We start from the raw sequence: 23,503 nt of genomic DNA, 5'->3' as shown, positions 1-23,503 counted from the left end.
TTTCCCTTTCCGGCGGTTCCGACTCTATCAGATCCTTTCGGGCCTGATTCCCAGTCAGCGGGCTTGTCTTCCCGACCCGTTGGGCCGTTCCGACGTTTCAAACTCTAGCGGATTTCCCGGGCGGCTCATAATCGAGCCTTTCGAAATGCATTTCGGGCATGCCGAAAATGCGTCCCGTTCGGGAGATCGTGCTGGGTTTGTTGCCGCGTTCGCGGCGGGATCGGCTGTCGCAGAACCGTTCCGGCTCCGTGACAACTCGAAGAACCTTACGCATCGGCAAGGGGCGTGTCAAGTGACCCCTAGTCGAGGTCGCTCAGCCGCCCGCCCGCGTCCGGCTGGGCGTGCTCGACCCTTCGCAGCAGGCGGATCAGGAGCTCCCCGAGCACGCCGCGCTCCTCGCTCGACAGGTCCTGGAGGAGGTCCTCCTCGAAGGCGGTCGCCATGCGCATCGCCTCCAGCCACTTGGCGCGGCCCTCGTCCGTCAGCTCGACGATGACGCGCACCCGGTTGTTCTCGTCCCGGTCGCGGGTGACCAGACCGTCGGCCGCCATGCGGTCGATGCGGTGCGTCATGGCGGCCGGCGTGAGGCCGAGCCGCTTGGCGAGGTCGCCGGGGCCCAGGCGGTACGGGGCGCCGGAGAGGACGAGGTGCTTGAGGACCTCCCACTCGGCGTTGCTGATGCCGAGCTCGGCGACCTGGCGGCCGTACGCCACGTTCATGCGGCGGTTCAGCCGGCCCAGCGCCGAGACCACCTTCTCGACCTGGGGGTCGAGGTCGCGGAATTCGCGCTGGTAGGCGGCGATCTGTTCGTCGAGGGTCGGCTCCTGCGTTGCGGACATGCCCGGAGTATCCCATGGCACGGCTTGGCGTTGAAGTCCTTCCATGTGTAGAGTTAAGGATCGAACTTTAGTGTTGAAGTCTTCCGAGGTAAGACCTCGCGAACCGAAGTAGGTGAGTGTGTCCAAGGCGATGGGCGCTGCGATGCGCCGAATCCAGGCGGGGAACGTGCTGAGCGCGTTCGGGCTCGGGTTCACCGTTCCGTATCTCTATGTGTATGTGGCTCAGGTGCGGAACCTGGGCGCCGGTACGGCGGGTGTCGTGCTGGCCGTCTTCGCCATGGCCGCACTCGTCGTGCTGCCCTTCACCGGGCGGGCCATCGACCGTCGCGGGCCGCTTCCCGTGCTGGTCGGCGCCGCGCTGCTGGCCGCCGTCGGGGCGCTGGGCATGGGGCTGGCCGGCAGCGTGCCCACCGTCGTCCTGGCCGCGGCCCTCCTGGGCGCCGGTACGGCCGTGATGCAGCCGGCCCTCGCCACGATGATCGTGTGGTGCTCCTCCACGGCGACGCGCACGCGCGCCTTCGCCCTGCAGTTCTTCCTGCAGAACCTCGGGCTCGGCATCGGCGGCCTGATCGGCGGGCAGCTCGTCGACGAGAGCCGTCCGGACAGCTTCCTGCTGCTGTTCTCGATCGAGGCGGCGATGTTCCTCGTACTGGCCGTGATCGCCGCGACGGTACGGATGCCGCGTACGCCGTCGATCGCGGACGCGCGGCCGCAGACCGAGGGCGGCGGTGTACGGGCGCTGCTCGGGCACCGGGCCATGGTGCAGCTGTGCGTGCTGGGGTTCGTGCTGTTCTTCGCCTGTTACGGGCAGTTCGAGTCGGGCCTCGCGGCGTACGGCACGGAGGCCGCCGGGATCGAGCCGTCGGCGCTCGGCATGGCCCTGGCCGCGAACACGGCGGTCATCGTGGTCGCCCAGTTCCTGGTGCTGCGCTTCGTGGAGCGGCGCCGCCGGAGCCGGATGATCGCGGCGGTCGGGCTGATCTGGACCGTGGCGTGGCTCTTCGCGGGGTACGCCGGGCTCGGGCACGGCAGCCAGACGATGGCGACGGCCGCGTTCATCACCACGTACGGCCTCTTCGGTCTCGGCGAGGCGATGCTGTCGCCGACCGTGGCGCCGCTGGTGGCCGACCTGGCGCCGGAGTCGATGGTCGGGCAGTACAACTCGGCCTTCGCGCTGGTCAAGCAGCTCGCGCTGGCGATCGGGCCGGCCGTGGGCGGGCCCATGGGGGCCGCGCTGCACGGGCCGTACATCGTGACCTTCGTGCTCTTCTCGCTGGGCATCACCGTGCTGGCCCTGCGGCTGGGCAAGAAGCTCACCCCGGCGCAGGACCACCCGTACCTCGTGGCGAAGTCCCGGGTGGTCGCCCGGCACCAGCCCGAGCAGGCGGTGGAGGCCGCCGTCTAACCCGGGAGCGCGAACTCGCACCAGACCGCCTTGCCGCCTCCCGGCGTGCGGCGGCTGCCCCAGGACGAGGCGATCGTGGCGATGATCGAGATGCCGCGACCCGCCTCGTCCTCCGTTTCGGCGCGGCGGCGGCGCGGCAGGTGGTCGTCGCCGTCCGTCACCTCGATGATCAGGCGGCGGTCGGTGCGCCGGAGCCTGAGGCGCATCGGCGGGGTGCCGTGCTGGAGGGAGTTCGCGACCAGCTCGCTGGTGGCGAGCACCCCCAGGTCGCGCAGTTCGACCGGGAAGCGCCAGCTGGAGAGCACCCCGGAGGCGAAGGCACGCGCGCGGGGCGCCGCTTCCACGCCGCCGAGCAGATCGAGCGCGGCGTTGTGGAACAGCTCCGCGTCCGGGCCCGTGCGCGTCGGGTGCTGGAGGACCAGGACGGCGACGTCGTCGTCGTGCTCCGCGGTGACGCCGAGGGCGCGCAGCAGGCGGTCGCAGACCACCTGGGGGGTGCCGGTGGCGCCGGCGAGGGCGCGCTCCAGGGCGGCGACGCCCTCGTCGATGTCCTCGCGGCGCCGCTCGACCAGGCCGTCGGTGTAGAGGACGGCGGTGGAGCCGGGCGGCAGGGCGATGGTGCCGGAGGTGTGCAGCCAGCCACCGGTGCCGAGCGGCGGGCCGGTCGGCTCGTCGGCGCGGCGGACGGTGCCGTCCTCGTCCCTGACCAGGATCGGGAGGTGCCCGGCGGAGGCGTAGACGAGCCGGCCCTCGTTGGGGTCGTGGACGGCGTAGACGCAGGTGGCGATCTGGCTGGCGTCGATCTCCGAGGCCAGGCCGTCGAGGAGCTGGAGCACCTCGTGGGGCGGCAGGTCGAGACGGGCGTACGCGCGGACGGCGGTGCGCAGCTGGCCCATGACGGCCGCCGCGCGCACCCCCCGGCCCATGACGTCGCCGATGACCAGGGCCGTGCGGCCCGCGCCCAGGGTGATCACGTCGTACCAGTCGCCGCCGACCGCCGCGTCCGTGCCTCCCGGCTGGTACGTGGCGGCGACGCGCAGGTCGTCGGGCTGCTCCAGCTCCTGCGGGAGGAGGGAGCGCTGGAGGGTGACGGCGGTCTCGCGGTGGCGGCGCTCGCTGGCGCGGAGCCGGGCCGCGGCGTCGGCGTGGTCGGTGACGTCCGCGGCGTGGACGAGGACGCCGCCGCCCTCGTGGCCGGGCGTGTCGACGGGGAGGCAGGTGACCGTGTACGAGCCGCCGTGCGTGCGGCGGGACTTGACCGTGCGGGGCTTCCCGCTGCGCAGCACCTGGTCCATGAGCGGGAGCAGGCCCAGCTCGGCCAGCTCCGGGCAGTCGGCCGCGACGGTGGTGCCGGGGGCGCGGTGGCCGAAGGCGGTGGCGTAGGCGTCGTTGACGTACGCGATGCGGTGCTCGGGGCCGTACGCGACGGCGACCAGGCCGGGGAGGCTGCTGAGGATCTCGGTGACGGAGAAGTCCTCCAGCGCGGGAACGCCGTCGGGCAGGAGCTCCGGTCGGCGGCCGGGCTCACCCGTGCCCGACTCACCGCGCGCGGCGGGGACCGAGCCGTCCCCGCGCTGCGCCGGCGCGACCCCAGGGTCGGAGCCGCGCGCGGCGGCGCGGCGTTGCGTACCGGGGAGCCGGGCGCTCCAACGGGTGAAGTTCACGGATCTGTATGCCTCGTGGTGTCGGTGCCGTGCTGAGTCGCTGGGTCACTCTGTGCAGGTGTGAGCCCACCTATGGTCACACGTCCAGTGTGACCGAGCGCACTGACAATGGCGTCGGCCGTTGCGTCGGCCAGTACGTGCGGTGCGTGTGGTGCCTGCGGTGCGCGTGCGGTGCGGTGCGCGTGCCGTACTACGTCAGTCGGACTTCGGTGCGCCGTCCGCGGTTCCGCCCTCGGCGACCTCCTTGGGGTCGGGCGGCGGCGGCCCGGCGGCGAGTTCGAACTCGGCACGCGGATGCTCCAGCGACCCGAGGGACACGATCTCCCGCTTGAACAGCCCGGCCAGCGTCCACTCGGCCAGCACGCGCGCCTTGCGGTTGAACGTCGGCACCCGGCTGAGGTGGTACGCGCGGTGCATGAACCAGGCGGGGTAGCCCTTGAGTTTGCGGCCGTAGACGTGCGCGACGCCCTTGTGAAGGCCGAGCGAGGCGACGGAGCCGGCGTACTTGTGGGCGTACTGCTTGAGCGGCCGGCCCTGGAGGGAGGCGACCAAGTTCTCGGCGAGGACCTTGGCCTGGCGTACGGCGTGCTGGGCGTTGGGGGCGCACTCCCGGCCCTCCTCCTCGGCCGTGACGTCCGGGACGGCTGCCGCGTCCCCCGCCGCCCAGGCGTGTTCGACGCCCTTGACGGTGAGGAACGGCGTACACGCGAGACGGCCGCGTTCGTTGCGGGGCAGGTCCGTGGCGGCGAGGACGGGTGCGGGTTTGACGCCCGCCGTCCACACGACCGTACGGGTGGGGAGACGGGTGCCGTCGCTGAGGACGGCGACGCGGCCCTCGCACGATTCGAGGCGGGTCTCGAGCCGTACGTCGATGTTGCGGGCGCGCAGCTCGCGCACCGTGTAGCGGCCCATGTCCGCGCCGACCTCCGGGAGGATGCGGTCGGTCGCCTCGACGAGGACCCACTTCAGGTCCGCCGGCTTGATGTTGTGGTAGTACCGCGCGGTGTAGCGGGCCATGTCCTCCAGCTCGCCGAGGGCCTCCACGCCGGCGTAGCCGCCGCCGACGAAGACGAAGGTGAGGGCGGCGTCGCGGATGGCGGGGTCGCGGGTGGAGGAGGCGATGTCCATCTGCTCGATGACGTGGTTGCGCAGGCCGATGGCCTCTTCGACGGTCTTGAAACCGATGCCGTAGTCGGCGAGGCCCGGGACCGGGAGGGCGCGCGAGATGGAGCCGGGCGCGATGACCAGCTCGTCGTAGGACAGCTGGACGGGGCCCGCGCCCTCCTCCTCGGTGGCGAGGGTGGTGACGGTGGCGGTGCGCTTGGCGTGGTCGACGGCCGTGACCTCGCCGATGAGGATCCCGCAGTGGTTCAGGACGCGGCGCAGCGGGACGACGACGTGGCGGGGCGAGATGTTGCCGGCCGCCGCCTCGGGGAGGAAGGGCTGGTACGTCATGTACGGGTCGGGCGTGACCACGGTGATGCGGGCCGTGCCGCCTCTCAGCCGGTCCTTGAGGTGCCGCTGGAGGTGCAGCGCGGTGTACATCCCGACGTAGCCACCGCCGACAACGAGAATGCGCACAGGTTCGGTCACCATCCCATGACGCAACGGGCTCCGGGGTTTGTCCACAGGCCCGACAACTTGTATGACCGGAGAGCGAGGCGGGCGCGGGGCGCCGCGGCGGGGCCGGGGCGGCGGCCGGGCTGGAAGGTGCGCAGGTCAGGGGAGGGGGCGAGGGTGCGAGCGGGGTGGGGTGGGGGGCCGGAATCGGGAGTGTTCCGGTCCTTGCTCCGATCGGGGGGCGCACCGGACGGAACTGCCCCTTCTGAATTGACCCCGACTCAACTATGTTCGTATGTCGTCGGGGTGTCCGGGTCGTCGCGCGTGACCTGAGCGATGGATGCGGTCCCCGATCGTCAGGGCGGGGAGTCTCCGGGGGGAGACGTCATAACCGGGGGAACACATGCATGTTCAGGATTCGCATTTGCAGGCCGTCGTCGCGTCGTCGGCGGCGGACGGGACCGTACGGGCGATGGCCGACGGGCACTCGATGACCGGCGGGAGCGCCCTGCCGGGCGGCGGTTCGCTGACCGGCGGGGGTTCCCTGTCCGGCGGGACCGGGCGTACGGCGCCGCTGCGCGTGGACGCGCAGCGCAATCTGGAGCACGTGCTGCGGGCGGCCCGCGAGGTCTTCGGCGAGCTCGGGTACGGGGCGCCGATGGAGGACGTGGCGCGCCGGGCCAGGGTCGGCGTCGGCACGGTCTACCGGCGCTTCCCCAGCAAGGACGTGCTGGTGCGCCGCATAGCCGAGGAGGAGACCTCCCGGCTGACCGAGCAGGCGCGCGCGGCGCTGGGCCAGGAGGAGGACCCCTGGTCGGCGCTCTCCCGCTTCCTGCGTACGTCGGTGGCCTCGGGCGCCGGGCGGCTGCTGCCGCCGCACGTACTGCGGGTGGGCGTGGACGACGCGCCGGAGGCCGACGTGCTCGGTGGTCCGGACGGCCTCGGCGAGCTGGGTGAGCTCGGTGGGTTCGGCGACTCGCGGGTTCCGCACCAGCGTGCCGTGCTGGCGGCGGAGCTGGACGACCCGGGCGCGGCGGAGCTGCTGGAGGTCGTGGGCCGGCTCGTCGAGCGGGCGCGGGAGGCGGGCGAGCTGCGCGGTGACGTGACGGTGGCCGACGTCCTGCTGGTCATCGCGACGGCGGCGCCCTCGCTGCCGGACGCCGCCCAGCAGAGCGCGGCGTCGGCACGGCTCCTCGACATCCTGCTGGAGGGGCTCCGCTCCCGGCCCGCGTAACGGCGGACAGGCGACGCCCGCGCCGCACCGGCTCCGCATCGGTCCGCACCGGCTCCGCACCGGCTCCGCAGCACTCCGCACCCGAACGGGTGAGGTCTCGTGCGCCGATTCGGGCCGGTTCCCCGGATGAGTGGTCAACGGGCCAACGGCCCCGGCCGGGGCCGGGCCCTGTGGCACGCTTGCCCGGAGGTTCGGTCCGAGCAGTGGTACGGGGGCTTCCGCCATGAGCGGTGAGGGTCGAGACGAGCCGCCGAGCGGCGGGGTGGCCGATGCGGACACCGGTGCGAGTGTGCCCGCGCAGCGCGCGGGCGGATCCGCCCGGGCCTCCGGTGCCTCGGCGGCCCCGGAGGCACCGGGGTCCGTGCTGCCACCGCCGATCGAGCTGCCCCCGTCGGACGCCGAGCTGGTGCGGCGCATGCGCTCCGGCGACGACGGCGCGTACGAGGAGCTGTTCCGTCGCCACGCCGAGGCGGTACGGCGGTACGCCCGTGGCTGCTGCCGGGACGGGCACACGGCCGACGACCTCACCGCCGAGGTGTTCGCGCGGACGCTGCAGGCCGTGCGCGGTGGCGCGGGGCCGGAGCACGCCGTACGGGCGTATCTGCTGACGACCGTGCGGCGGGTCGCGGCGGCCTGGGCGAAAACCGCCAAGCGGGAGCAGCTCGTCGAGGACTTCGCGGTGTTCGCCGCCCAGGCGGCGCGTACGACGGAGGTGTCCGAGGAGGACACCCTCGAGCTCGGTGCCGAGGTGCGGGCGATGCAGGAGGCGGAACGCTCGCTCGCCATGCGGGCGTTCCGTTCGCTGCCCGAGCGGTGGCAGGCGGTCCTGTGGCACACGACGGTCGAGGAGGAGTCACCGAGCGAGGTGGCACCCCTCTTCGGACTGACCCCCAACGCCACGGCGGTGCTGGCCAGCCGCGCCCGCGAAGGGCTCAAGCAGGCCTACCTCCAGGCGCACGTGAGCCGGGCGCTCACCTCCGGCGGTGACTGCGCCCGGTACGCCGACCGGCTGGGCGCGTACGCCCGGGGCGGGCTGCGGATGCGCGCCGAGCGGGGGTTGCGCAGACACCTGGAGGAGTGCGCGAAGTGCCGCGTGGCGGTGGGCGAGCTGGAGCAGGTCAACGCCGGGATCCCCGCGCTGCTGCCGGTCGCCGTCATCGGCTGGTTCGCGGCCGGGGCCTCCCTCAAAGCGGCCGGTGTGGTGGCGGCCGGCGGTGCGGCGGGGGCGGCGGGCGCGACCGGCGCCGCGGCGGCGGCCACCGGAGCGGGTACCGGGGCCGGGGCAGGGGCCGGTGGAGCCGCGGGCGGGGCCGCTGCCGAGGGACTGGGCGCACCGGTGAAGGTCGGCATCGCGGCCGCGGTGGCCGCAGCGGCGACCGCCGGGCTGGTCTGGGCGCTGACGGGCGACCCGAAGCCCGCGCCGGAACCGCAGGCCAGGCCGCCGAAGGCGGAACCGGTCGCCCCGCGCGAGGAGCCGGCGCCCCGGCCCAGCCCGTCGAAGCCGTCCCCCACCCCGACACCCGCGCCCCCGCCGGCCCCGAGCCCCTCGCCACGCCCGGATCCGGTCCGTACGCCGACGCCGACGCCGACACCCGGTCCGGCGAAGCCCACACCCCCGCCCCCGCGACCGGCCCCGAAGCCGGCGCCGACGCCGAAACCGGCTCCGCCGCCCACTCCGCCGCCCGCGCCCGCCGTGTACCGGGTCAACGCGCTGCATTACGGCCTCTTCGGCGACCACACCCGCCCCGAGGTGCGGCTGCACGAGTCCAGCTGGCTGTGGCAGCGCTGGGGGATGTCGATCGGCGGCAAGCGGTACGGCCACGGCGTGACCGTGCACGCGCGGTCGTCCGTCACCATCGACCTCAACCGCCGCTGCTCGACGTACGACGCCTTCGTCGGCGTCGACGACATGGCGCTGGGCCTGGGCGCGGCGCGGTTCTCGGTGTACGGGGACGGCGGCGTGCGGCTGTGGCGGTCACCGGTGGTGCGCGGCGGCGACGCGGCGGTGCCCGCGCGCGTGACGATCGCCGGGCACCGCACGATCAGGCTCGTCGTCGAGCCGCACCCCGGCACGCCCCTCGCCGCGGTGGCCCCGGTCGACTGGGCCGAGTCCCGGATCAGCTGCCGCTGACGGCCGGCGCCGGGGGGCGGGTCAGGACCGCAGCCCCGTCAGGACCGCAGCGTCGGCCGCGGCGGCACCCCCGCGGCGACCGCGCGCTGCCGGGGCGCCGCCGTACCGGTCCAGCAGGTCCCGCGCCGGGCGATGAGGCGGCGCAGCCACAGCTCCGTGGAGACCAGGTCGGCGAGGCCGTCCAGGGGCAGCGGTTCGCCCTCGGAGGCGGCGCGCAGCGCCCTGCGGACGACCCGGGCCTCGATCAGGCCCGCGTCCGCGAGGAGCGGCGCCTCGAAGAGGTCCATCAGCTCCGGCAGGGCGAGGCGCAGCCCCGCGCGCGTGGCGGCGGCCGACGGCGCGTGGGAGGGCGCGCCCCAGCCGGGCGGGAGGTCGCGGATGCCGGCGCCCGCGAGTACGGCCCGCAGGACCGCGGCCCGGGCGCCGGGCTGGACGCGGAGCGACTCCGGGAGGTCGCGGCAGGCGCGTACGACCTGGTTGTCGAGGAAGGGGGCGTGCAGCCGCTGGCTGCGGATCTCGGCGGCCTGCTCCAGGATGCGGTGGTCCGCCGCGTGCCGCGCCAGGGCCGCCCGCGCGCGTGCCTCGCCCGGCCGCTGGACGGATGTGGGGCGGGTCGCCGCCTGCCCCAGGCGAACCGATACTTCAGCGAGCGCCTCGCCGGTGAGCCAGCGCGCGGCGGGCCCCGGCCGGGACCAGGCCAGTGCGGAGAGGGAGGCGTCCAGGGGCCCGGCCGCGGCCGGCACGGTCCGGTTCGCCGCGAGCAGCCCGTCGGCGGCGGACTCCAGACCCGCGCGGTACGGCGTACGGGCCAGCTTGCGCGCCGCCCGGTACACGGTCAGCGGCACCAGAAGGGAGCCCGCCGAGGGCCCGGCGGCCTTGGCGAGCGCGGTGACCGGACGCAGCAGGTGCCGGCGTCTGCGGTCCAGCAGCAGGTCGGCGAGGCGCGCGGGGTGGGCGTCCAGGACCTGGCGGGCGCCGTGCCCGGTGAAGTGGTCGGCGCTGCCCGCCGCGAGGCGCCGCCGGTGGCGTGCGGCGGTCACCAGGGAGGGGCCCGGTTCGTCGGTCAGGGGGCCCTCCAACTCCAGGAAGGGAAGGGCCTCTTCGCCCGCCGCGACCACCACGTGGTGGAGGCGGGGGTTCTCGGCGATGAGGCGGGCCCGTTCCCGTTCGTCGTCGTGGCCGCCCGTGGCCAGGTCGTTGAAGGTGACGGCGAGCAGCCGCTCCCCGGCACCCGTACCGTGCCCGAGGACCGTGCCGGGCGCGCCGGGCAGCCCCGCCGCGAGCAGCGCCAGCGTGCTGGACGCGCTGCCGCCCGACAGGTCGGCACCGATGCCGGGGGCGGGCGCCCCGCGCGCGGCGCGCCGTTCGGCGGGCCCCATCCCGGGCACGGGCCCGGGGTCGGGCGGCGGTGTCTCCGGGGCGTGCCGGGGCGCGGTGAGCCGGGCGCGTACCGCCTCGACCAGCGCTTCCCGTACGCCTTCGACGGCCCGGTCCGGGTCGATGCGGGGCCCCTCGACGGCGAGCGAGGCGACCGGTTCGTAGCCGGTGATCTCGCGCGAGCCCTCGCGCAGCACGAGCGCGTGGCCCGGCGGGACCCGCTTCACCCCGGCGTACGGCGTGGAGTCGCGCAGGGCCTCGGGGGTCTCGGGGCAGGCGAGGAGCGCCGCCAGGTGGCCGATGTCCAGCTGTGCCTCGATGAGGTCGGCGAGCGGCAGGGCGGCGGTCGCGTACGCCGTGCCGTTGGCCCACGGCGTGTGGAACACCGGGCGCGCCCCGGCCAGGTCCCCCGCGACGATGATGCGCCGCCCGGTCTGGACGACGGCGGTGTAGCTTCCCGGCCACGCCGTGAGGTGGCGCATGGCGCCGCCGCGCGCCGCGAACAGCCCGACCCTCAGCTGCTCGTCGCTGGCGGCACAACAGCCCAGTACGGCAAGGCGCGTGCACGCGTCGACGGAGATGACCCGCACTTCGTCCGGGCGCCAGTCGCCCACCGCCCACAGCGGATCCGGGTCGCCCCACAGCAGTTGGGCGCCGACCGGGTGCACGGTGCGTCCGTCGTCGTCCGCCCCTACCGCCCCCGCCGTACCGAAGCTCGCGGCGATACTGCTCCACCCCACCAGCCACCGCATCGCCGCCTCCACCGCCTGTGGACAACATCAGCCTTCGATGAGGACATGCTGCCACGACAACGGCGCGCAAGAGGGCTCCCGGGCGCGCCCCCGGGAAAAGGGAACACGCCCCTGGCATGGGCGATATGACGTTGGTGACGACGACGCTTCGGAAAGGGTTCGGAGTCGGAAGGGGGATGGTTCGACCGGTTCGGCGATGGGCATCATCCAGCCAATCTGCCCCGCATCCGTACAGATCCGGTACCGGCTTCGGACCGGATCCGTACGCACGGCATCGGATCCGTACGGAGGTTCGTACGCATGGCTCCCTACGTACGGTTCCGTACGCACGGCTCCGGACGGATCGACGGTCCGGGAGGCGCCCTTCGCCTCCCGGACCGGTCCGCCACCCGCGGGGAATGAGGCGGCGGTGTCCCCCAGCCCACTGGTTCCAGTACGCAGCGGGCCGACCCACGCAGGCTCCATGGAAGCGCTCCCCCTCCGACCAGGGCCAGAGCGCACGGCCGGGCGCACGGCCACACGGCCGGAGCACGGAGCAGGGGTGGCGGGCGCGCGTCCGGAACACCGCACGCTCCTCACCATCCGCCCGTACGCACAACAATCTCGCCATACGGAACACTGCCTCTTAACGGTCGGGATCCGCCGAACTACGCTGGGTTTACGAATGCCGCGCGCCTATGCCTGGCGTGCGGCGGCCGTCTGGGTGTCGAGGGGTGGCGCATGTCCAGGGAGCAACGCGGGCCGAACGAGAAGCTCGGCACCGTTCTCGCCCTCGCGGGAATCAGCAACGCCGGCCTGGCCCGGCGGGTCAACGACCTCGGGGCGCAGCGCGGTCTGACCCTGCGCTACGACAAGACGTCGGTGGCCAGGTGGGTGTCGAAGGGCATGGTGCCGCAGGGCGCCGCGCCCCACCTCATCGCGGCCGCGATCGGGCAGAAGCTCGGCCGTCCGGTGCCGCTGCACGAGATCGGTCTGGCGGACGCCGACCCGGCGCCGGAGGTCGGTCTCGCCTTCCCGCGCGACGTCGGCGAGGCGGTCAAGTCGGCGACCGAGCTGTACCGGCTGGATCTGGCCGGGCGGCGGGCGGGCGGCGGCGGGATCTGGCAGTCGCTGGCCGGTTCCTTCGCGGTGAGCGCGTACGCGACGCCCGCGTCCCGCTGGCTGATCACCCCCGCCGACTCGTCGGTGGAGCGGTCGGTGCCGCCGGGGGACGGGCCGGACGGGACGGGGCTCGTGCGCGTGGGCCACAGCGACGTGGCCAAGCTCCGCGAGGCGGCCGAGGACGCACGCCGCTGGGACTCCAAGTACGGCGGCGGGGACTGGCGTTCGTCGATGGTGCCGGAGTGCCTGCGGGTGGACGCGGCGCCGCTGCTGCTCGCTTCGTACTCGGACGAGGTGGGCCGGGCGCTGTTCGGGGCGACCGCCGAGCTGACCCGGCTGGCGGGCTGGATGGCGTTCGACACGGGCCAGCAGGAGGCGGCCCAGCGGTACTACATCCAGGCGCTGCGGCTCGCGCGGGCGGCGGCGGACGTGCCGCTCGGCGGGTACGTGCTGGCGTCGATGTCGCTGCAGGCCACCTACCGGGGCTTCGCCGACGAGGGCGTGGACCTCGCGCAGGCGGCGCTGGAGCGCAACCGGGGGCTGGCGACGGCCCGGACCATGTCGTTCTTCCGGCTGGTGGAGGCGCGGGCGCACGCGAAGGCGGGCGACGCGGTGGCGGCCGGGGCCGCGCTCAAGGCGGCGGAGGGGTGGCTGGAGCGGTCGCGGGAGGGCGACGCGGACCCCACGTGGCTGGGCTTCTACTCGTACGACCGGTTCTGCGCGGACGCCGCCGAGTGCTACCGCGATCTGAAGGCGCCGCGGCAGGTGCGCCGGTTCACCGAGCAGGCCCTGTCCCGGCCCACGGAGGAGTTCGTCCGCTCGCACGGCCTGCGGCTGGTGGTGAGCGCGGTCGCCGAGCTGGAGTCGGGGAACCTGGACGCGGCGTGCGCGGCGGGCACGCGCGCGGTGGAGGTGGCCGGGCGCATATCGTCGGCCCGTACGACCGAGTACGTACGGGACCTGCTGCACCGGCTGGAGCCGTACGGCGACGAGCCGCGGGTGGTGGAGCTGCGGGAGCGGGCGCGGCCGCTGCTGATGACACCGGCGTGAGGCCCGGGCGCGAGGCCCGGGCGTAAGACCCGGGCGTGACCCGCGTCCCACCGGGTTTAGCGCCATTGTCAGTGGGCCAGTGCACTATCTGGGGTGGGAGGTGGCACGGTGTCCGCGTACGGCAGTGAGGGTTCGACCCAGGTCGACAGGTTCGACCGGTTCGTCCGGTTCGACTGCGACGTGCTCGTGATCGGCGGCGGGATCGTCGGCTTGTCGACGGCGTACGCCCTCACGCGCGCCGCGCCCGGGACGCGCGTGGTGGTGCTGGAGAAGGAGCCCGGCCCCGCCCGCCACCAGACCGGGCGCAACAGCGGCGTGATCCACAGCGGCATCTACTACCGCCCCGGCTCCCTCAAGGCGCGGTACGCCGTGCGCGGCGCGGCCGAGATGGTGAAGTTCTGCGCCGAGTACGGCCTGCCGTACGAGGTCACGGGCAAGCTGATCGTCGCCACCGAGCGCGACGAGCTGCCCCGGCTGCACGCGCTGGTCCAGCGGGGCCGGGAGAACGGCATCCCGGTCCGGGAGCTGGGCCCGGCGCAGATCAGCGAGTACGAGCCCCAGGTGCGGGGCCTCGCCGCCATCCACGTCGGCACGACGGGCGTGTGCGACTACGGCGCGGTGGCGGCCCAGCTGGCGGAGTCCTCCGGCGCGGACGTCCGGTACGGCGCGGAGGTCACCGCCGTCGACCGGCGCCCCTGGGGCGTCGCCGTCCGTACGGCCGCCGGGGACGTCGTCCGCGCGCGGGCCCTGGTCAACTGCGCGGGCCTGCACTGCGACCGGGTCGCGCGACTGGCGGGCGACGAGCCGGGCGTGCGGATCGTCCCGTTCCGCGGCGAGTACTACGAACTGGTCCGACCGGAGCTGGTGCGCGGCCTGGTGTACCCGGTGCCCGACCCCGCCTTCCCGTTCCTCGGGGTGCATCTGACCCGGGGCATCGACGGCGGCGTCCACGTCGGGCCGAACGCCGTGCCGGCGCTGGCCCGCGAGGGGTACGGCTGGACCACCGTCCGCCCGCGCGACCTGGCCGGGACGCTGACGTGGCCCGGCTCCTGGCACATCGCCCGCCGCCACTGGCGGTACGGCGCCGGCGAGCTGCGCCGGTCCGCGTCGAAGCGCGCCTTCACGGAGGCGGTGCGGCGCCTGCTGCCCGCGATCGGCCCTGGTGACCTGCGCCGCACCCCGGCGGGCGTCCGGGCGCAGGCGGTCCTGCGCGACGGCACCCTCGTCGACGACTTCCTGATCCACGAGGCGCCCCGCACGGTCCACGTGCTGAACGCCCCGTCGCCGGCGGCCACGGCGTCCCTCCCGATCGGCCGGGAGGTGGCGCGGCGCGCACTGGCGCAGCTGGGGTAGCCCGTCCGCAGAGCGGCCGCGGGGCCGCCCCGGGGCCCTTCGGCCCTGCCGCCCCGGTGGGTCGGGGCCGTAGAATCGGGGCATTGTGTCTGAGATCCGTGAAACCGCCGCGCCCCTCCGGCCCAAGGGTGAACCCCGCTTCCCCGAGGGTCCCGCGCCCGATCCCGCCGGGTCGCACTTCGAGCGGCGGATCCGCAGCTTCCAGCCCCGGCGCAGCCGCGTCACGCCCGGGCAGGCCGACGCCCTGCGCCGGCTGTGGGGCCGGTGGGGGCTGGACATCGACGGCCGTCGGGTGCTCGACCTGGACGAGCTGTTCGACGGGCTGCCGGTCGTGCTGGAGATCGGCTTCGGGATGGGCGAGGCCACCGCGCGGATGGCCGCCGACGACCCGACGACCGGCATCCTCGCGGTCGACGTGCACACCCCCGGCCAGGGCAACCTGCTCGCCCTCGCGGACCGGGCCGGCCTCACCAACGTACGCGTGGCCAACGGCGACGCGATCATCCTGCTGCGCGAGATGCTGGCGCCCGACGCCCTCGACGGCGTGCGCGTGTACTTCCCGGACCCCTGGCCCAAGAAGCGGCACCACAAGCGGCGGCTGATCCAGCCCGAGTTCCTGACGCTCGCCGCGTCCCGCATGAAGCCCGGGGCCGTCCTGCACTGCGCGACCGACTGGGAGCCGTACGCCGAGCAGATGCTGGACGTGCTGAGCGCCCACCCGGACTTCGAGAACACCCAGGCCGACGGGGGCTACGCGCCCCGGCCCGCCTTCCGGCCGCTGACCCGGTTCGAGGGGCAGGGACTGGACAAGGGGCACGTGGTGCACGACCTGCTGTTCCGGCGGCGGGCCGAGCGCGCGGACTCACAGCCGTAACCAAAGCGTCGCGGGCTGTCAGTGGTCGTCGTTAGGGTCGTTGTGTGACCCACTCGTTCCCGCAACCCGCAGCGCAGGCAGCGCAACCGGCACACGCGGCGCACCCGGGGCAGCCGGCCCAGCCGGCTGTTCCGGCGTACGACCCCGAGCCATCGTTCGAGGCCGTGCCCGAGCGCGCCCGCTGGCGCTACAAACCGCGGCGCCTGTGGCGCAGCCGGGTGGTGCGGCTCGGCTCGGTGTTCACCGTGCTCGCGCTGTGCGGGCTGGTGATCCTGGCGCTGGTGCGGGAGCAGACCGGCACGGAGGGCTTCCTGGTGGGGCTCGGGCTCGCCCTGCTCCCCGTGCCGCTGCTCCTGGCGGCGTTCCGGTGGCTGGACCGGGTGGAACCGGCCCCCTGGCGGAACATGATCTTCGTCTTCTCCTGGGGCGCCTTCGCCGCCGCGCTCGTCGCGATCATCGCGAACACCTTCGCGCACCGCTGGATAGCCACCGCCACCGCCGATCCGACGGCCGCGGACACGATCGGCGCGACGGTCATAGCGCCCGTGGTGGAGGAGACCGCGAAGGCCGTCGCCGTGCTGCTGCTCTTCCTCTTCCGCAGACGGGAGTTCACGGGCGTCGTCGACGGCGTCGTGACGGCGGGTTTCACGGCGACCGGCTTCGCCTTCACCGAGAACATCCTGTACCTGGGGAACGCCTTCGGGGAGGACCAGCAGCTCGGGGCGACCGGCTTCGCCTCGGTCACGGCCGCGACCTTCTTCGTACGGGTCGTGATGTCGCCCTTCGCGCACCCGCTGTTCACGGTCTTCACCGGCCTGGGCTTCGGCATCGCCGCCGTCAGCGCGCGCCGCAAGCGCGTACGCCGCATCGCGCTGCCCCTGCTCGGGCTCCTGCTGGCGATGGGCATGCACGCGATGTGGAACGGCTCGGTGTCGTTCTTCGGCCCCTGGGGGTTCTACGCGGTCTACGGGGCGTTCATGCTGCCCGCCTTCGGGCTGATGACCTGGCTGGTGATCTGGACCCGCCAGCGCGAGCTGCGCACCATATCCGGCGAGCTGCCCGCGTACGCGGCGGCCGGCTGGCTCTCGCCCACCGAGCCGCTGGCGCTGGCCTCGATGCGGGCGCGCGGCCTGGCCCGCGGGTACGCGGCCCGCTCCTTCGGCCCGGCGGCGGCACGGGCGGTCGGCGAGTACGAGGCGTTCGCGACGACGCTGGCGTTCCTGCGCCACCGGGCCCGCAGGGGTGCGGCGGACCCGGACTTCGTGGCGCGGGAGCAGGAGCTGCTGCACCACCTGTGGCAGCGCAAGGCGGTGGCGAGCCCGGCCCTGACGTACGCGGCGCGCGCGACGGGCCGGGTGTGGGCGCCGCCTCCGCACCGGGACTACGACGGCTACAACCCGTACCGGGCCTGACGCACGCCTCGGAACCGGCCCCGGCCGTCAGGAGCCCTACGCCCTACGCCGACGCCTCGGACGCGGCCGTCAGCGTGGCGACCTCGTCCGCCGTGAGCTCCAGGTCCGCGGACGCGAGCAGCGGGGGCAGCTGCTCGACCGCGCGGGCGGAGGCGAGCGGCGCGGCGACGGTCGGCTGCGCGGCCAGCCACGCCAGCGCGACGCTCGAGACCTCGGCGCCCCGCGCCTCGGCGACGGTGTCGAGCGCGGCGAGGACCTTGCGGCCCCGCTCGGTCCCGAGGTGCTTGGCGGCCCCCTCGGCCCGGGCGCTGTCGACCTGCGCGCCCGGCCGGTACTTGCCGGTGAGGAACCCGGAGGCCAGCGCCCAGTACGGCACAGCCGACAGCCCCGCCCGCTCGGCGGTGTCGCGCAGGGCGCCCTCGTAGGTGTCGCGCGAGACAAGGCTGTAGTGCGGCTGAAGCGCGACGTACGAGGCGAGGCCCTCGCGCGCGGAGAAGTCCAGCGCCTCCTGGAGCCGCTCGGCGGAGATGTTGGAGGCGGCGACGGCCCGCACCTTGCCCTCCTTCACCAGCTGGTCCAGCGCCGGGATGAACTCCTCGACCGGGACGGCCGGGTCGTCGAAGTGGGTGTAGTACAGGTCGATGTAGTCGGTCCTCAGGCGGCGCAGTGACTGCTCGGCCGCGGCCTTGATGTTGGCGGCGCCGATCCCCTTGTACTGGGGGTGGCCGCCGACCTTCGTGGCGACGATGACGTCCGACCTGTTGCCCCGGGCGGCCATCCAGTCACCGATGACCGTCTCGGACTCGCCGCCCTGGTGGCCGGGGGCCCACGAGGAGTAGGTGTCGGCGGTGTCGACGAAGTTGCCGCCGGCCGCCGTGTAGGCGTCGAGGACGGCGAAGGACTGCGCGGCGTCGGCGGTCCAGCCGAAGACGTTGCCGCCGAGGCCGAGGGGGAAGACGTGGAGGTCGGACGTACCCAGCTTGCGAAGGGGAAGTGAGGTCATGCGGTACCTCAACACCCCGTCTGCCGTGCCGTATTTCCGATGGCGGGCGGATTCACAGCACGAGTGGACCGGCGGCCCTGGCGTCGGGGGGTGGAACGCCAGGGCCACCGGAGTGCCGGGGCGGCCGGGCCTCAGGAGGCCGGGCCGCGGACTGCCGGGCCTCAGGAGGCCGGGCCTTCAGGGGGCGCGGGCCGCGGAGTGTCGGGCCTCAGGCGGGCGGGCCGGGCCTCAGACCGACAGGCCCTTGCCGCGCAGCCAGGCCAGCGGGTCCACGCCGGCGCCGCCCGCCGTGTGGACCTCCAGGTGCAGGTGCGGTCCGGTCACGTTGCCGGTCGCGCCGACGCGCCCGATGGTCTCGCCCGTGCCGACCTTCTGCCCGGCGCCGACCGTCATCGAGGAGAGGTGGCAGTACCAGACCTCGGTGCCGTCCTCCAGCTCCAGGACGATCCGGTAGCCGTACGAGCCGGACCAGCCGGCCGACTTGATGGTGCCGCCGTGCACGGCCTTGGCCGGGGTGCCCGTGGGAGCCGCGAGGTCGAGGCCGGTGTGGTAGCCGGAGGACCACATGTTGCCGGCCTGGCCGTAGGTGGAGGTGATCGTGTACGAGGAGGTCGGCAGCGCGTAGCTGCCGGCGAGCTTGGCCAGGCGCTCGGCCTCCGCCTTGGCCGCCGCGGCGGCCTCGGCGGCCTCGGCCTTCGCCGCCGCCTCCGCCTTGGCCTTCGCCTCGGCGGCGGCCTCCTTCTCGGCGGCGGTCTGCTGGGCCTTGGCCGCGGTGGCCGCCTGCTCGGCGGCCTCCTTCTCGGCCGCGAGCTTCGCCGCCGCGTCCGCGGACGCCTGCTGCTGCTCGGCCTGCTGGAGGATGCGGGCCCGCAGGGCCTCGCCCGCGCTCGCACCGCTCTCGGCGCGGCCCCCGGCGGACCCTCCGGCGGCGGAGGACCCGGCAGTCAGCGGCGCGGCGGCCGGCTGGGCGTCGGCGGAGGCGCCGGCTCCGTCGGACCCGTCCGCACCGCCATCGGCGCCGTCGTCGGAGAGCAGGGAGCCGATGCCCGGCATGGACTCGGCGTCCGGGAGGCTGTCGGCTATCGCACCGGGCAGGTCGGGCAGCGATATGGAGACCGGCGGCTTGTCCTGCGCGGTGGCCATTCCGCCCGCGCCGACGGCCGCGATGACGCCCACGCCCAGGACGGTGGAGCTACGGGCCAGCCCGCCGCGCTGCTTGACCACGCGATGGCGGCCGCGGACGGGGCGGACGGTGTCCTCGGTGGGGTTCCACTCCTCCCACTGCCCCTGACTCTCAGCGGGGGAACCGGAACTGGGGCCCGGACCGAAGGCATCGACGAAATGAGGGGCCGGGGAGGCCGATGGAGCAGACGGCGCTTCGGGGGCAGGCCTGTTGGACGCCACGGGGGCGCACTCCTTTCCTTCCTTCTCGCCTACCGGGTTAGCTGACGGGTTCGGAGCAGGAAGGTCTCCTTCAGGCCGCGATGCGGCCCGATTCACCCCAAGGTGGTGGTTCCCCGGTTCCCTTGCGGAATTCGGCGCGCGCGCACGGTGCCGTCGCTCTTGCGTCGGCTGGGACGACCGCGCTGCGTTATCGAACGTTAATAGACGCGGGGCCGTGTTTCCAAGCTGTTCCTACTGATCATTAACTACTTAGCCCCTGGCATACCGCCCCACAAACGGGCAAGAGCAGTCAAGTTGACTGCCCCTCACACCCCGTGGGCCTCACCACACTTCCTGACGGTTCGTCAACTGTTATGCGGAGCGCTCCACGCCGATCACCCTCCGTGCGGGACCGCCCTGGCCCGCTGCCCCTGGGGCTTGGTCACCGCGAGCAGCGCGAGGTCGTCGGTCGTCCCCCCGCCCCCCGTATGCCGCCGTACGTCCTCGACCAGGGCGTCCAGCAGCTCCCCCGGCCCCGCGAAGTTCCGCCCCGCCAGCCACTCCGCCGGTTCGTAGAAGGCCCCGCCCGCGTCCCGCGCCTCGGAGAGCCCGTCCGTGTAGAAGAGCAGCGTCGCCCCGGGCGGGAACGGCACCTCGTCCGCGCGGTCCGGCCACGGCCCCAGGTCCACCATCCCGAGCGGCAGCGCGGGCTCGGTCGGCGCCAGCCGCTCCAGGCCCCCGTCGGCGTACAGCATCAGCGGCTCCGGGTGGCCGCGGTTGACCAGCCGCACCACCGCGTCACCGCGCGCCACCTCGGCCAGGACGGCGGTGGTGAAGCCCTCGAAGGCGTCGAGCCCGTCACGCCGGGTCCCCTCCCGCGCCAGCGCCCGCTCCAGCCGCTGCGACACCCCCTCCAGCGAGCTCTCCTGCTCGGCCGCCTCCCGGAACGCCCCGAGCACGACCGCCACCGCCTCGACCGCGCCCATCCCCTTCCCCCGTACGTCCCCGACCACCAGCCGCACCCCGTAGGGCGTGTCCTGCACGGCGTAGAGGTCGCCCCCGATGAACGCGTCCGCCTGCGCCGCCTCGTACCGCGCCGCCACCCGCAGGCCGCCGATCCGCTCGGCCGGCGTCGGCAGCACGGCGCGCTGGGCCGACTCGGCGATGCCGCGGGCGGAGGCGAGCCGCTCGCCGCTGCGCCGCACGACCCGGTTGATCATCAGCGCGAACGCCGAGACCGTGGCCAGGGTGACGAGCTCGGTGACGGACGGCGCCTCGTCCAGGGTGCCGCTGTGGAGGCGCAGTCCGGCCAGCGCCAGAAGGGCGGCGGCCCCGGCCACCAGCGTGATCCGCGCGGTGAAGAACGGCGCGGCGACGAGCGGGGCGGCGGTGAACAGCGGCACGGCCGTGAACCGGGGCGGCGTCAGCAGGTCGAACACCACCCCGCCGACGATCATCAGGACGGGCACCACCCGGAGGAAGCGGCGCACCTTCGCGCGTCGCGCGCTCCGACTCCAGGTCCTGTCGCCGTTGTCACCCACGGTTACGGACGGTAGGCGGGCCGCGCGCACGCCGTCCGGAGCCGCGCCGCACGACGCCCCGCCATCGGCCGACCGGGCGACCGGGGCGTACGACATGCGCATACGACGAAGGCCCGGTGCCTTGCGGCACCGGGCCTTCGCCATCAGTAGCGGGGACAGGATTTGAACCTGCGACCTCTGGGTTATGAGCCCAGCGAGCTACCGAGCTGCTCCACCCCGCGTCGGTGAACACCACCTTACGCCATGCGGAGCAAGATCATCTCCATTTACGCAGCCGGCCTCACGCGACCGGCCTCCCGCGACGGCCGCAGCCGAACCCGCGGGCGACGCAGCCGGCGCCCTCACGCACCCGGCACCTTCGCGGTGCTGATCGCGATGCGGTTCCAGGTGTTGATGGTGAAGATCAGCGCGAGCAGCCGCCCGAGCTCGCCCTCCTCGAAGTGGGCGGCGGCGCGCGCGTACACCTCGTCCGGCACACCCCCGGCCGCGACCAGCGTGACGGCCTCGGTCAGGGCGAGGGCGGCCCGCTCCCGCTCGGTGAAGAAGTGCGCCGCGTCCCGCCAGACGGCGACCATGTGCAGCCGCTCCTCGCTCTCGCCCGCCTTGCGGGCGTCGGTGGTGTGCATGTGCAGGCAGTACGCGCAGCCGTTGAGCTGGGAGGAGCGGATCTGTACGAGCTCGACGAGGGCGGGGTCCAGGCCCTCGCGGGCGGCGGCGTCGAAGCCGATCAGGGCCTTGAACGCCTGGGGGGCGGCCTTCGCGAAGTTGATCCGGGAAACGGGGTCCGTGTGCGTGTTCGTCTTCGTCATGACCATGAATCTACGGGCCGGAAAGACCCCCAGTAGGGTGCACTTCCATGCCGGAATCTCGGGTCAATCCACCAGGCCGTCCCTGGTCCGAAGCAGCCGAACGCATCGGTGCCGACCTCCACCTGGAGCTGTCCCCCACGGGCAGCCGCCGCGCCGCGCTCACCACCGCCCTGCGCGACGCCGTACGCGACGGCCGGCTCGCCCCCGGCACGCGCCTGCCGCCGTACCGCTCGCTCGCCGCCGACCTGGGCCTGGCCCGCAACACGGTCGCCGACGCGTACGCCGAACTCGTCGCCGAGGGCTGGCTCACCGCCCGCCAGGGCTCGGGCACCCGGGTCGCCGAACGCGCCGCGCCCGCGAGGCCGCCCCGCGTCCCGAAGAAGTCCCCGGCGCTCCCCGCCGCCACCCCTACGCCCCGCCACAACCTGCGCCAGGGCACCCCCGACGCCGCCTCCTTCCCCCGCGCCGCCTGGCTCACCTCGGCCCGCCGCGCGCTGAACGCCGCCCCGAACGAAGCCTTCGGGCCCGGCGATCCCCAGGGCCGGGTCGAACTGCGCACCGCGCTCGCCGCCTACCTGGCACGCGCCCGCGGCGTGTACACCGCCCCCGAGCGCATCGTCGTCTGCTCCGGCTTCGCGCACGCGCTGCGGCTGCTGTTCGGCGGCGGCGTCCTGCGCGGGCCGCTCGCGGTCGAGTCGTACGGGCTGGGCTTCCACCGCTCGCTCCTCCAGGCCGCGGGCGTCCGCACGGTTCCGCTCGGGCTCGACGAGGACGGTGCGCGTACCGGGGAACTGGCCTCCCTCACGCGCGGCGTACGGGCGGTCCTGCTCACCCCCGCGCACCAGTTCCCCACCGGCGGCCCGCTCCACCCCGCCCGCCGCGCCGCAGCGGTCGACTGGGCACGCGCGCACGGCGGCCTCGTCCTGGAGGACGACTACGACGGCGAGTTCCGCTACGACCGCGAACCGGTCGGCGCCGTCCAGGGTCTCGACCCGGCCCGCGTGCTCTACCTCGGCTCGGTCAGCAAGAGCCTGTCGCCCGCCGTACGGCTCGGCTGGATGGTCCTGCCCGAGCACCTCGTCGAGCCGGTCCTCACCGCCAAGGGCGAGCGGGAGGCGTGGGCGAGCGCCTTGGACCAGCTCGCCCTCGCGGACCTCATCGCCTCGGGCGCGTACGACCGCCACGTCCGCCACATGCGCCAGCGCTACCGGCGCCGCCGCGACCGGCTGGTCGCCGCCCTCGCCGACCGCGCCCCGCACATCACGCCCACCGGCGTCGCGGCCGGCCTCCACGCCGTCCTGCGCCTCCCGCCGGGCACGGAGGCCTCCACGGTGAAGGCGGCCACCTGGCAGGGCATCGCCCTCGACGGCCTCGCCGCCTTCCGCCACCCGGCGGCCACCGGGCCGCACCCGGACGGCCTGGTCGTCGGTTACGCCACCCCGCCGGACCACGCCTACGGCGCCGCCCTGGAGGCACTGTGCCGGGCGCTGCCGCCGGGCGGCCCGGATCGGGCCACCCGGCGCCCGCCCGAGGGCTACCGGGGCACGGAGTAGGTGACCGTCGCGGTGGCGGCCAGGGTGCCGGCGCTGTCGCGGAGTTCGGCGAGGACGACGCAGAGGCGGTTGCCGAACTTGGCCATCTCCGCGCGGGTGCGGAGCAGGCCCGGGCGGGGGCGGCTGAGGTAGCTGATCTGGAGGGAGCTGGTCAGGGCCATGGGGGTCGGGCGGCCCAGGCGCGCGTTGATGAGCAGGAAGGCGGCCAGGTCCACGAGGGCGGCCTGCTCGGGACCGGAGATGGTGCCGCCGGGGCGGGTGCGGAGACGGGTGCCGTCGGCCTCCATGGTGAGGCGGGTTCCGGTGGCCTCGGTGACCTCGCAGGCGGCGTAGTCCTGGAAGTCCCGCGCGATCATGTCGTTGAGCGCGGCGGGGGTCATCGGGGCGTCGTCAACCAGGGTGGCCGACTCGGTGGGCATGGGAATCCCTTCTGGGGCACGTGGATGACGCGGCTCGGGGGTA

The 23,503-nt window shown here is 74.3% G+C and carries 17 protein-coding genes, 1 tRNA gene and 1 riboswitch; of the genes, 8 read left to right on the top strand and 10 right to left on the bottom strand.

The features are described 5' to 3' along the window. Nucleotides 1-299: 299 nt before the first annotated feature. Nucleotides 300-839, bottom strand: coding sequence for a MarR family winged helix-turn-helix transcriptional regulator (locus AC07FJ_RS16470; protein WP_361429748.1), 540 nt, complete (start codon nt 837-839; stop codon nt 300-302). Nucleotides 840-981: 142 nt separating this feature from the next. Between AC07FJ_RS16470 and AC07FJ_RS16465 the strand changes: the two genes are divergently transcribed. Then, on the top strand, nt 982-2,244 hold the full coding sequence (locus AC07FJ_RS16465; protein WP_479049481.1) for an MFS transporter: 1,263 nt from the start codon (nt 982-984) through the stop codon (nt 2,242-2,244). Here AC07FJ_RS16465 and AC07FJ_RS16460 read toward each other — a convergent pair. Continuing rightward, nucleotides 2,241-3,908 carry an ATP-binding SpoIIE family protein phosphatase gene (locus AC07FJ_RS16460; RefSeq protein WP_479049479.1) on the bottom strand — a complete coding sequence of 556 codons (1,668 nt, stop codon included), beginning with the start codon at nt 3,906-3,908 and terminating at the stop codon, nt 2,241-2,243. The genes AC07FJ_RS16465 and AC07FJ_RS16460 overlap by 4 nt on opposite strands. A 195-nt stretch (nt 3,909-4,103) precedes the next feature. Further along, complete coding sequence (locus tag AC07FJ_RS16455) at nt 4,104-5,504, bottom strand: NAD(P)/FAD-dependent oxidoreductase (RefSeq protein WP_479049477.1); 1,401 nt, start codon at nt 5,502-5,504, stop codon at nt 4,104-4,106. A 367-nt stretch (nt 5,505-5,871) separates the two neighbouring features. Between AC07FJ_RS16455 and AC07FJ_RS16450 the strand changes: the two genes are divergently transcribed. Together AC07FJ_RS16450 and AC07FJ_RS16445 are read left to right on the top strand one after the other, a co-directional pair. Next, entirely contained in the window at nt 5,872-6,702 is an 831-nt protein-coding gene (locus AC07FJ_RS16450) for a TetR/AcrR family transcriptional regulator (RefSeq protein WP_479049475.1), read from the top strand. Nucleotides 6,703-6,925: 223 nt separating this feature from the next. Further along, nucleotides 6,926-8,833, top strand: a complete 1,908-nt coding sequence (locus tag AC07FJ_RS16445) for a sigma-70 family RNA polymerase sigma factor (protein ID WP_479049473.1) — start codon at nt 6,926-6,928, stop codon at nt 8,831-8,833. Nucleotides 8,834-8,871: 38 nt separating this feature from the next. Here AC07FJ_RS16445 and AC07FJ_RS16440 read toward each other — a convergent pair whose 3' ends face one another. Further along, nucleotides 8,872-10,962: an asparagine synthase-related protein gene (locus tag AC07FJ_RS16440; RefSeq protein WP_479049471.1), complete on the bottom strand. Its 2,091-nt coding sequence runs from the start codon at nt 10,960-10,962 to the stop codon at nt 8,872-8,874. A gap of 720 nt (nt 10,963-11,682) precedes the next feature. On the opposite strand from AC07FJ_RS16440, the gene AC07FJ_RS16435 reads away from it, so the two are divergent. The 4 genes from AC07FJ_RS16435 (at nt 11,683) to AC07FJ_RS16420 (ending at nt 16,752) form a co-directional block, all read left to right on the top strand. Continuing rightward, nucleotides 11,683-13,113, top strand: a complete 1,431-nt coding sequence (locus AC07FJ_RS16435; RefSeq protein WP_479049469.1) for an MFS transporter — start codon at nt 11,683-11,685, stop codon at nt 13,111-13,113. A gap of 108 nt (nt 13,114-13,221) precedes the next feature. Further along, complete coding sequence (gene lhgO / locus AC07FJ_RS16430; RefSeq protein ID WP_479049467.1) at nt 13,222-14,466, top strand: L-2-hydroxyglutarate oxidase; 1,245 nt, start codon at nt 13,222-13,224, stop codon at nt 14,464-14,466. A gap of 85 nt (nt 14,467-14,551) precedes the next feature. Further along, on the top strand, nt 14,552-15,340 hold the full coding sequence (gene trmB / locus AC07FJ_RS16425) for a tRNA (guanosine(46)-N7)-methyltransferase TrmB (RefSeq protein WP_361429762.1): 789 nt from the start codon (nt 14,552-14,554) through the stop codon (nt 15,338-15,340). Between the two features lie 164 nt (nt 15,341-15,504). Beyond that, a complete protein-coding gene (locus AC07FJ_RS16420; protein ID WP_479049465.1) occupies nt 15,505-16,752 on the top strand; it encodes a PrsW family intramembrane metalloprotease in 1,248 nt (415 codons plus the stop codon). Between the two features lie 43 nt (nt 16,753-16,795). On the opposite strand, the gene AC07FJ_RS16415 is transcribed toward AC07FJ_RS16420, so the two are convergent. From AC07FJ_RS16415 to AC07FJ_RS16395, 5 genes are all read right to left on the bottom strand, one after another. Beyond that, nucleotides 16,796-17,755, bottom strand: a complete 960-nt coding sequence (locus AC07FJ_RS16415; protein ID WP_479049463.1) for an aldo/keto reductase — start codon at nt 17,753-17,755, stop codon at nt 16,796-16,798. Nucleotides 17,756-17,983: 228 nt separating this feature from the next. Continuing rightward, a complete protein-coding gene (locus AC07FJ_RS16410) occupies nt 17,984-19,159 on the bottom strand; it encodes a M23 family metallopeptidase (protein ID WP_479049461.1) in 1,176 nt (391 codons plus the stop codon). An 11-nt stretch (nt 19,160-19,170) separates the two neighbouring features. Beyond that, nucleotides 19,171-19,306, bottom strand: a riboswitch (cyclic di-AMP (ydaO/yuaA leader). Between the two features lie 227 nt (nt 19,307-19,533). Continuing rightward, nucleotides 19,534-20,679 carry a PP2C family protein-serine/threonine phosphatase gene (locus AC07FJ_RS16405; RefSeq protein WP_479049459.1) on the bottom strand — a complete coding sequence of 382 codons (1,146 nt, stop codon included), beginning with the start codon at nt 20,677-20,679 and terminating at the stop codon, nt 19,534-19,536. Nucleotides 20,680-20,826: 147 nt separating this feature from the next. Beyond that, nucleotides 20,827-20,900 (bottom strand) — tRNA-Met (locus tag AC07FJ_RS16400). A 120-nt stretch (nt 20,901-21,020) separates the two neighbouring features. Beyond that, nucleotides 21,021-21,494 carry a carboxymuconolactone decarboxylase family protein gene (locus AC07FJ_RS16395; RefSeq protein ID WP_479049457.1) on the bottom strand — a complete coding sequence of 158 codons (474 nt, stop codon included), beginning with the start codon at nt 21,492-21,494 and terminating at the stop codon, nt 21,021-21,023. 41 nt (nt 21,495-21,535) lie between these two features. On the opposite strand from AC07FJ_RS16395, the gene pdxR reads away from it, so the two are divergent. After that, complete coding sequence (gene pdxR, locus AC07FJ_RS16390) at nt 21,536-23,041, top strand: MocR-like pyridoxine biosynthesis transcription factor PdxR (RefSeq protein WP_479049455.1); 1,506 nt, start codon at nt 21,536-21,538, stop codon at nt 23,039-23,041. On the opposite strand, the gene AC07FJ_RS16385 is transcribed toward pdxR, so the two are convergent. Beyond that, entirely contained in the window at nt 23,023-23,460 is a 438-nt protein-coding gene (locus AC07FJ_RS16385; protein WP_479049453.1) for a PaaI family thioesterase, read from the bottom strand. The two genes, pdxR and AC07FJ_RS16385, sit on opposite strands and share 19 nt — an antisense overlap. Nucleotides 23,461-23,503: the final 43 nt, after the last annotated feature.

The organism is Streptomyces sp. NPDC045998 (assembly GCF_056430285.1).
This window is presented reverse-complemented; position numbering and strand designations above follow the sequence as displayed.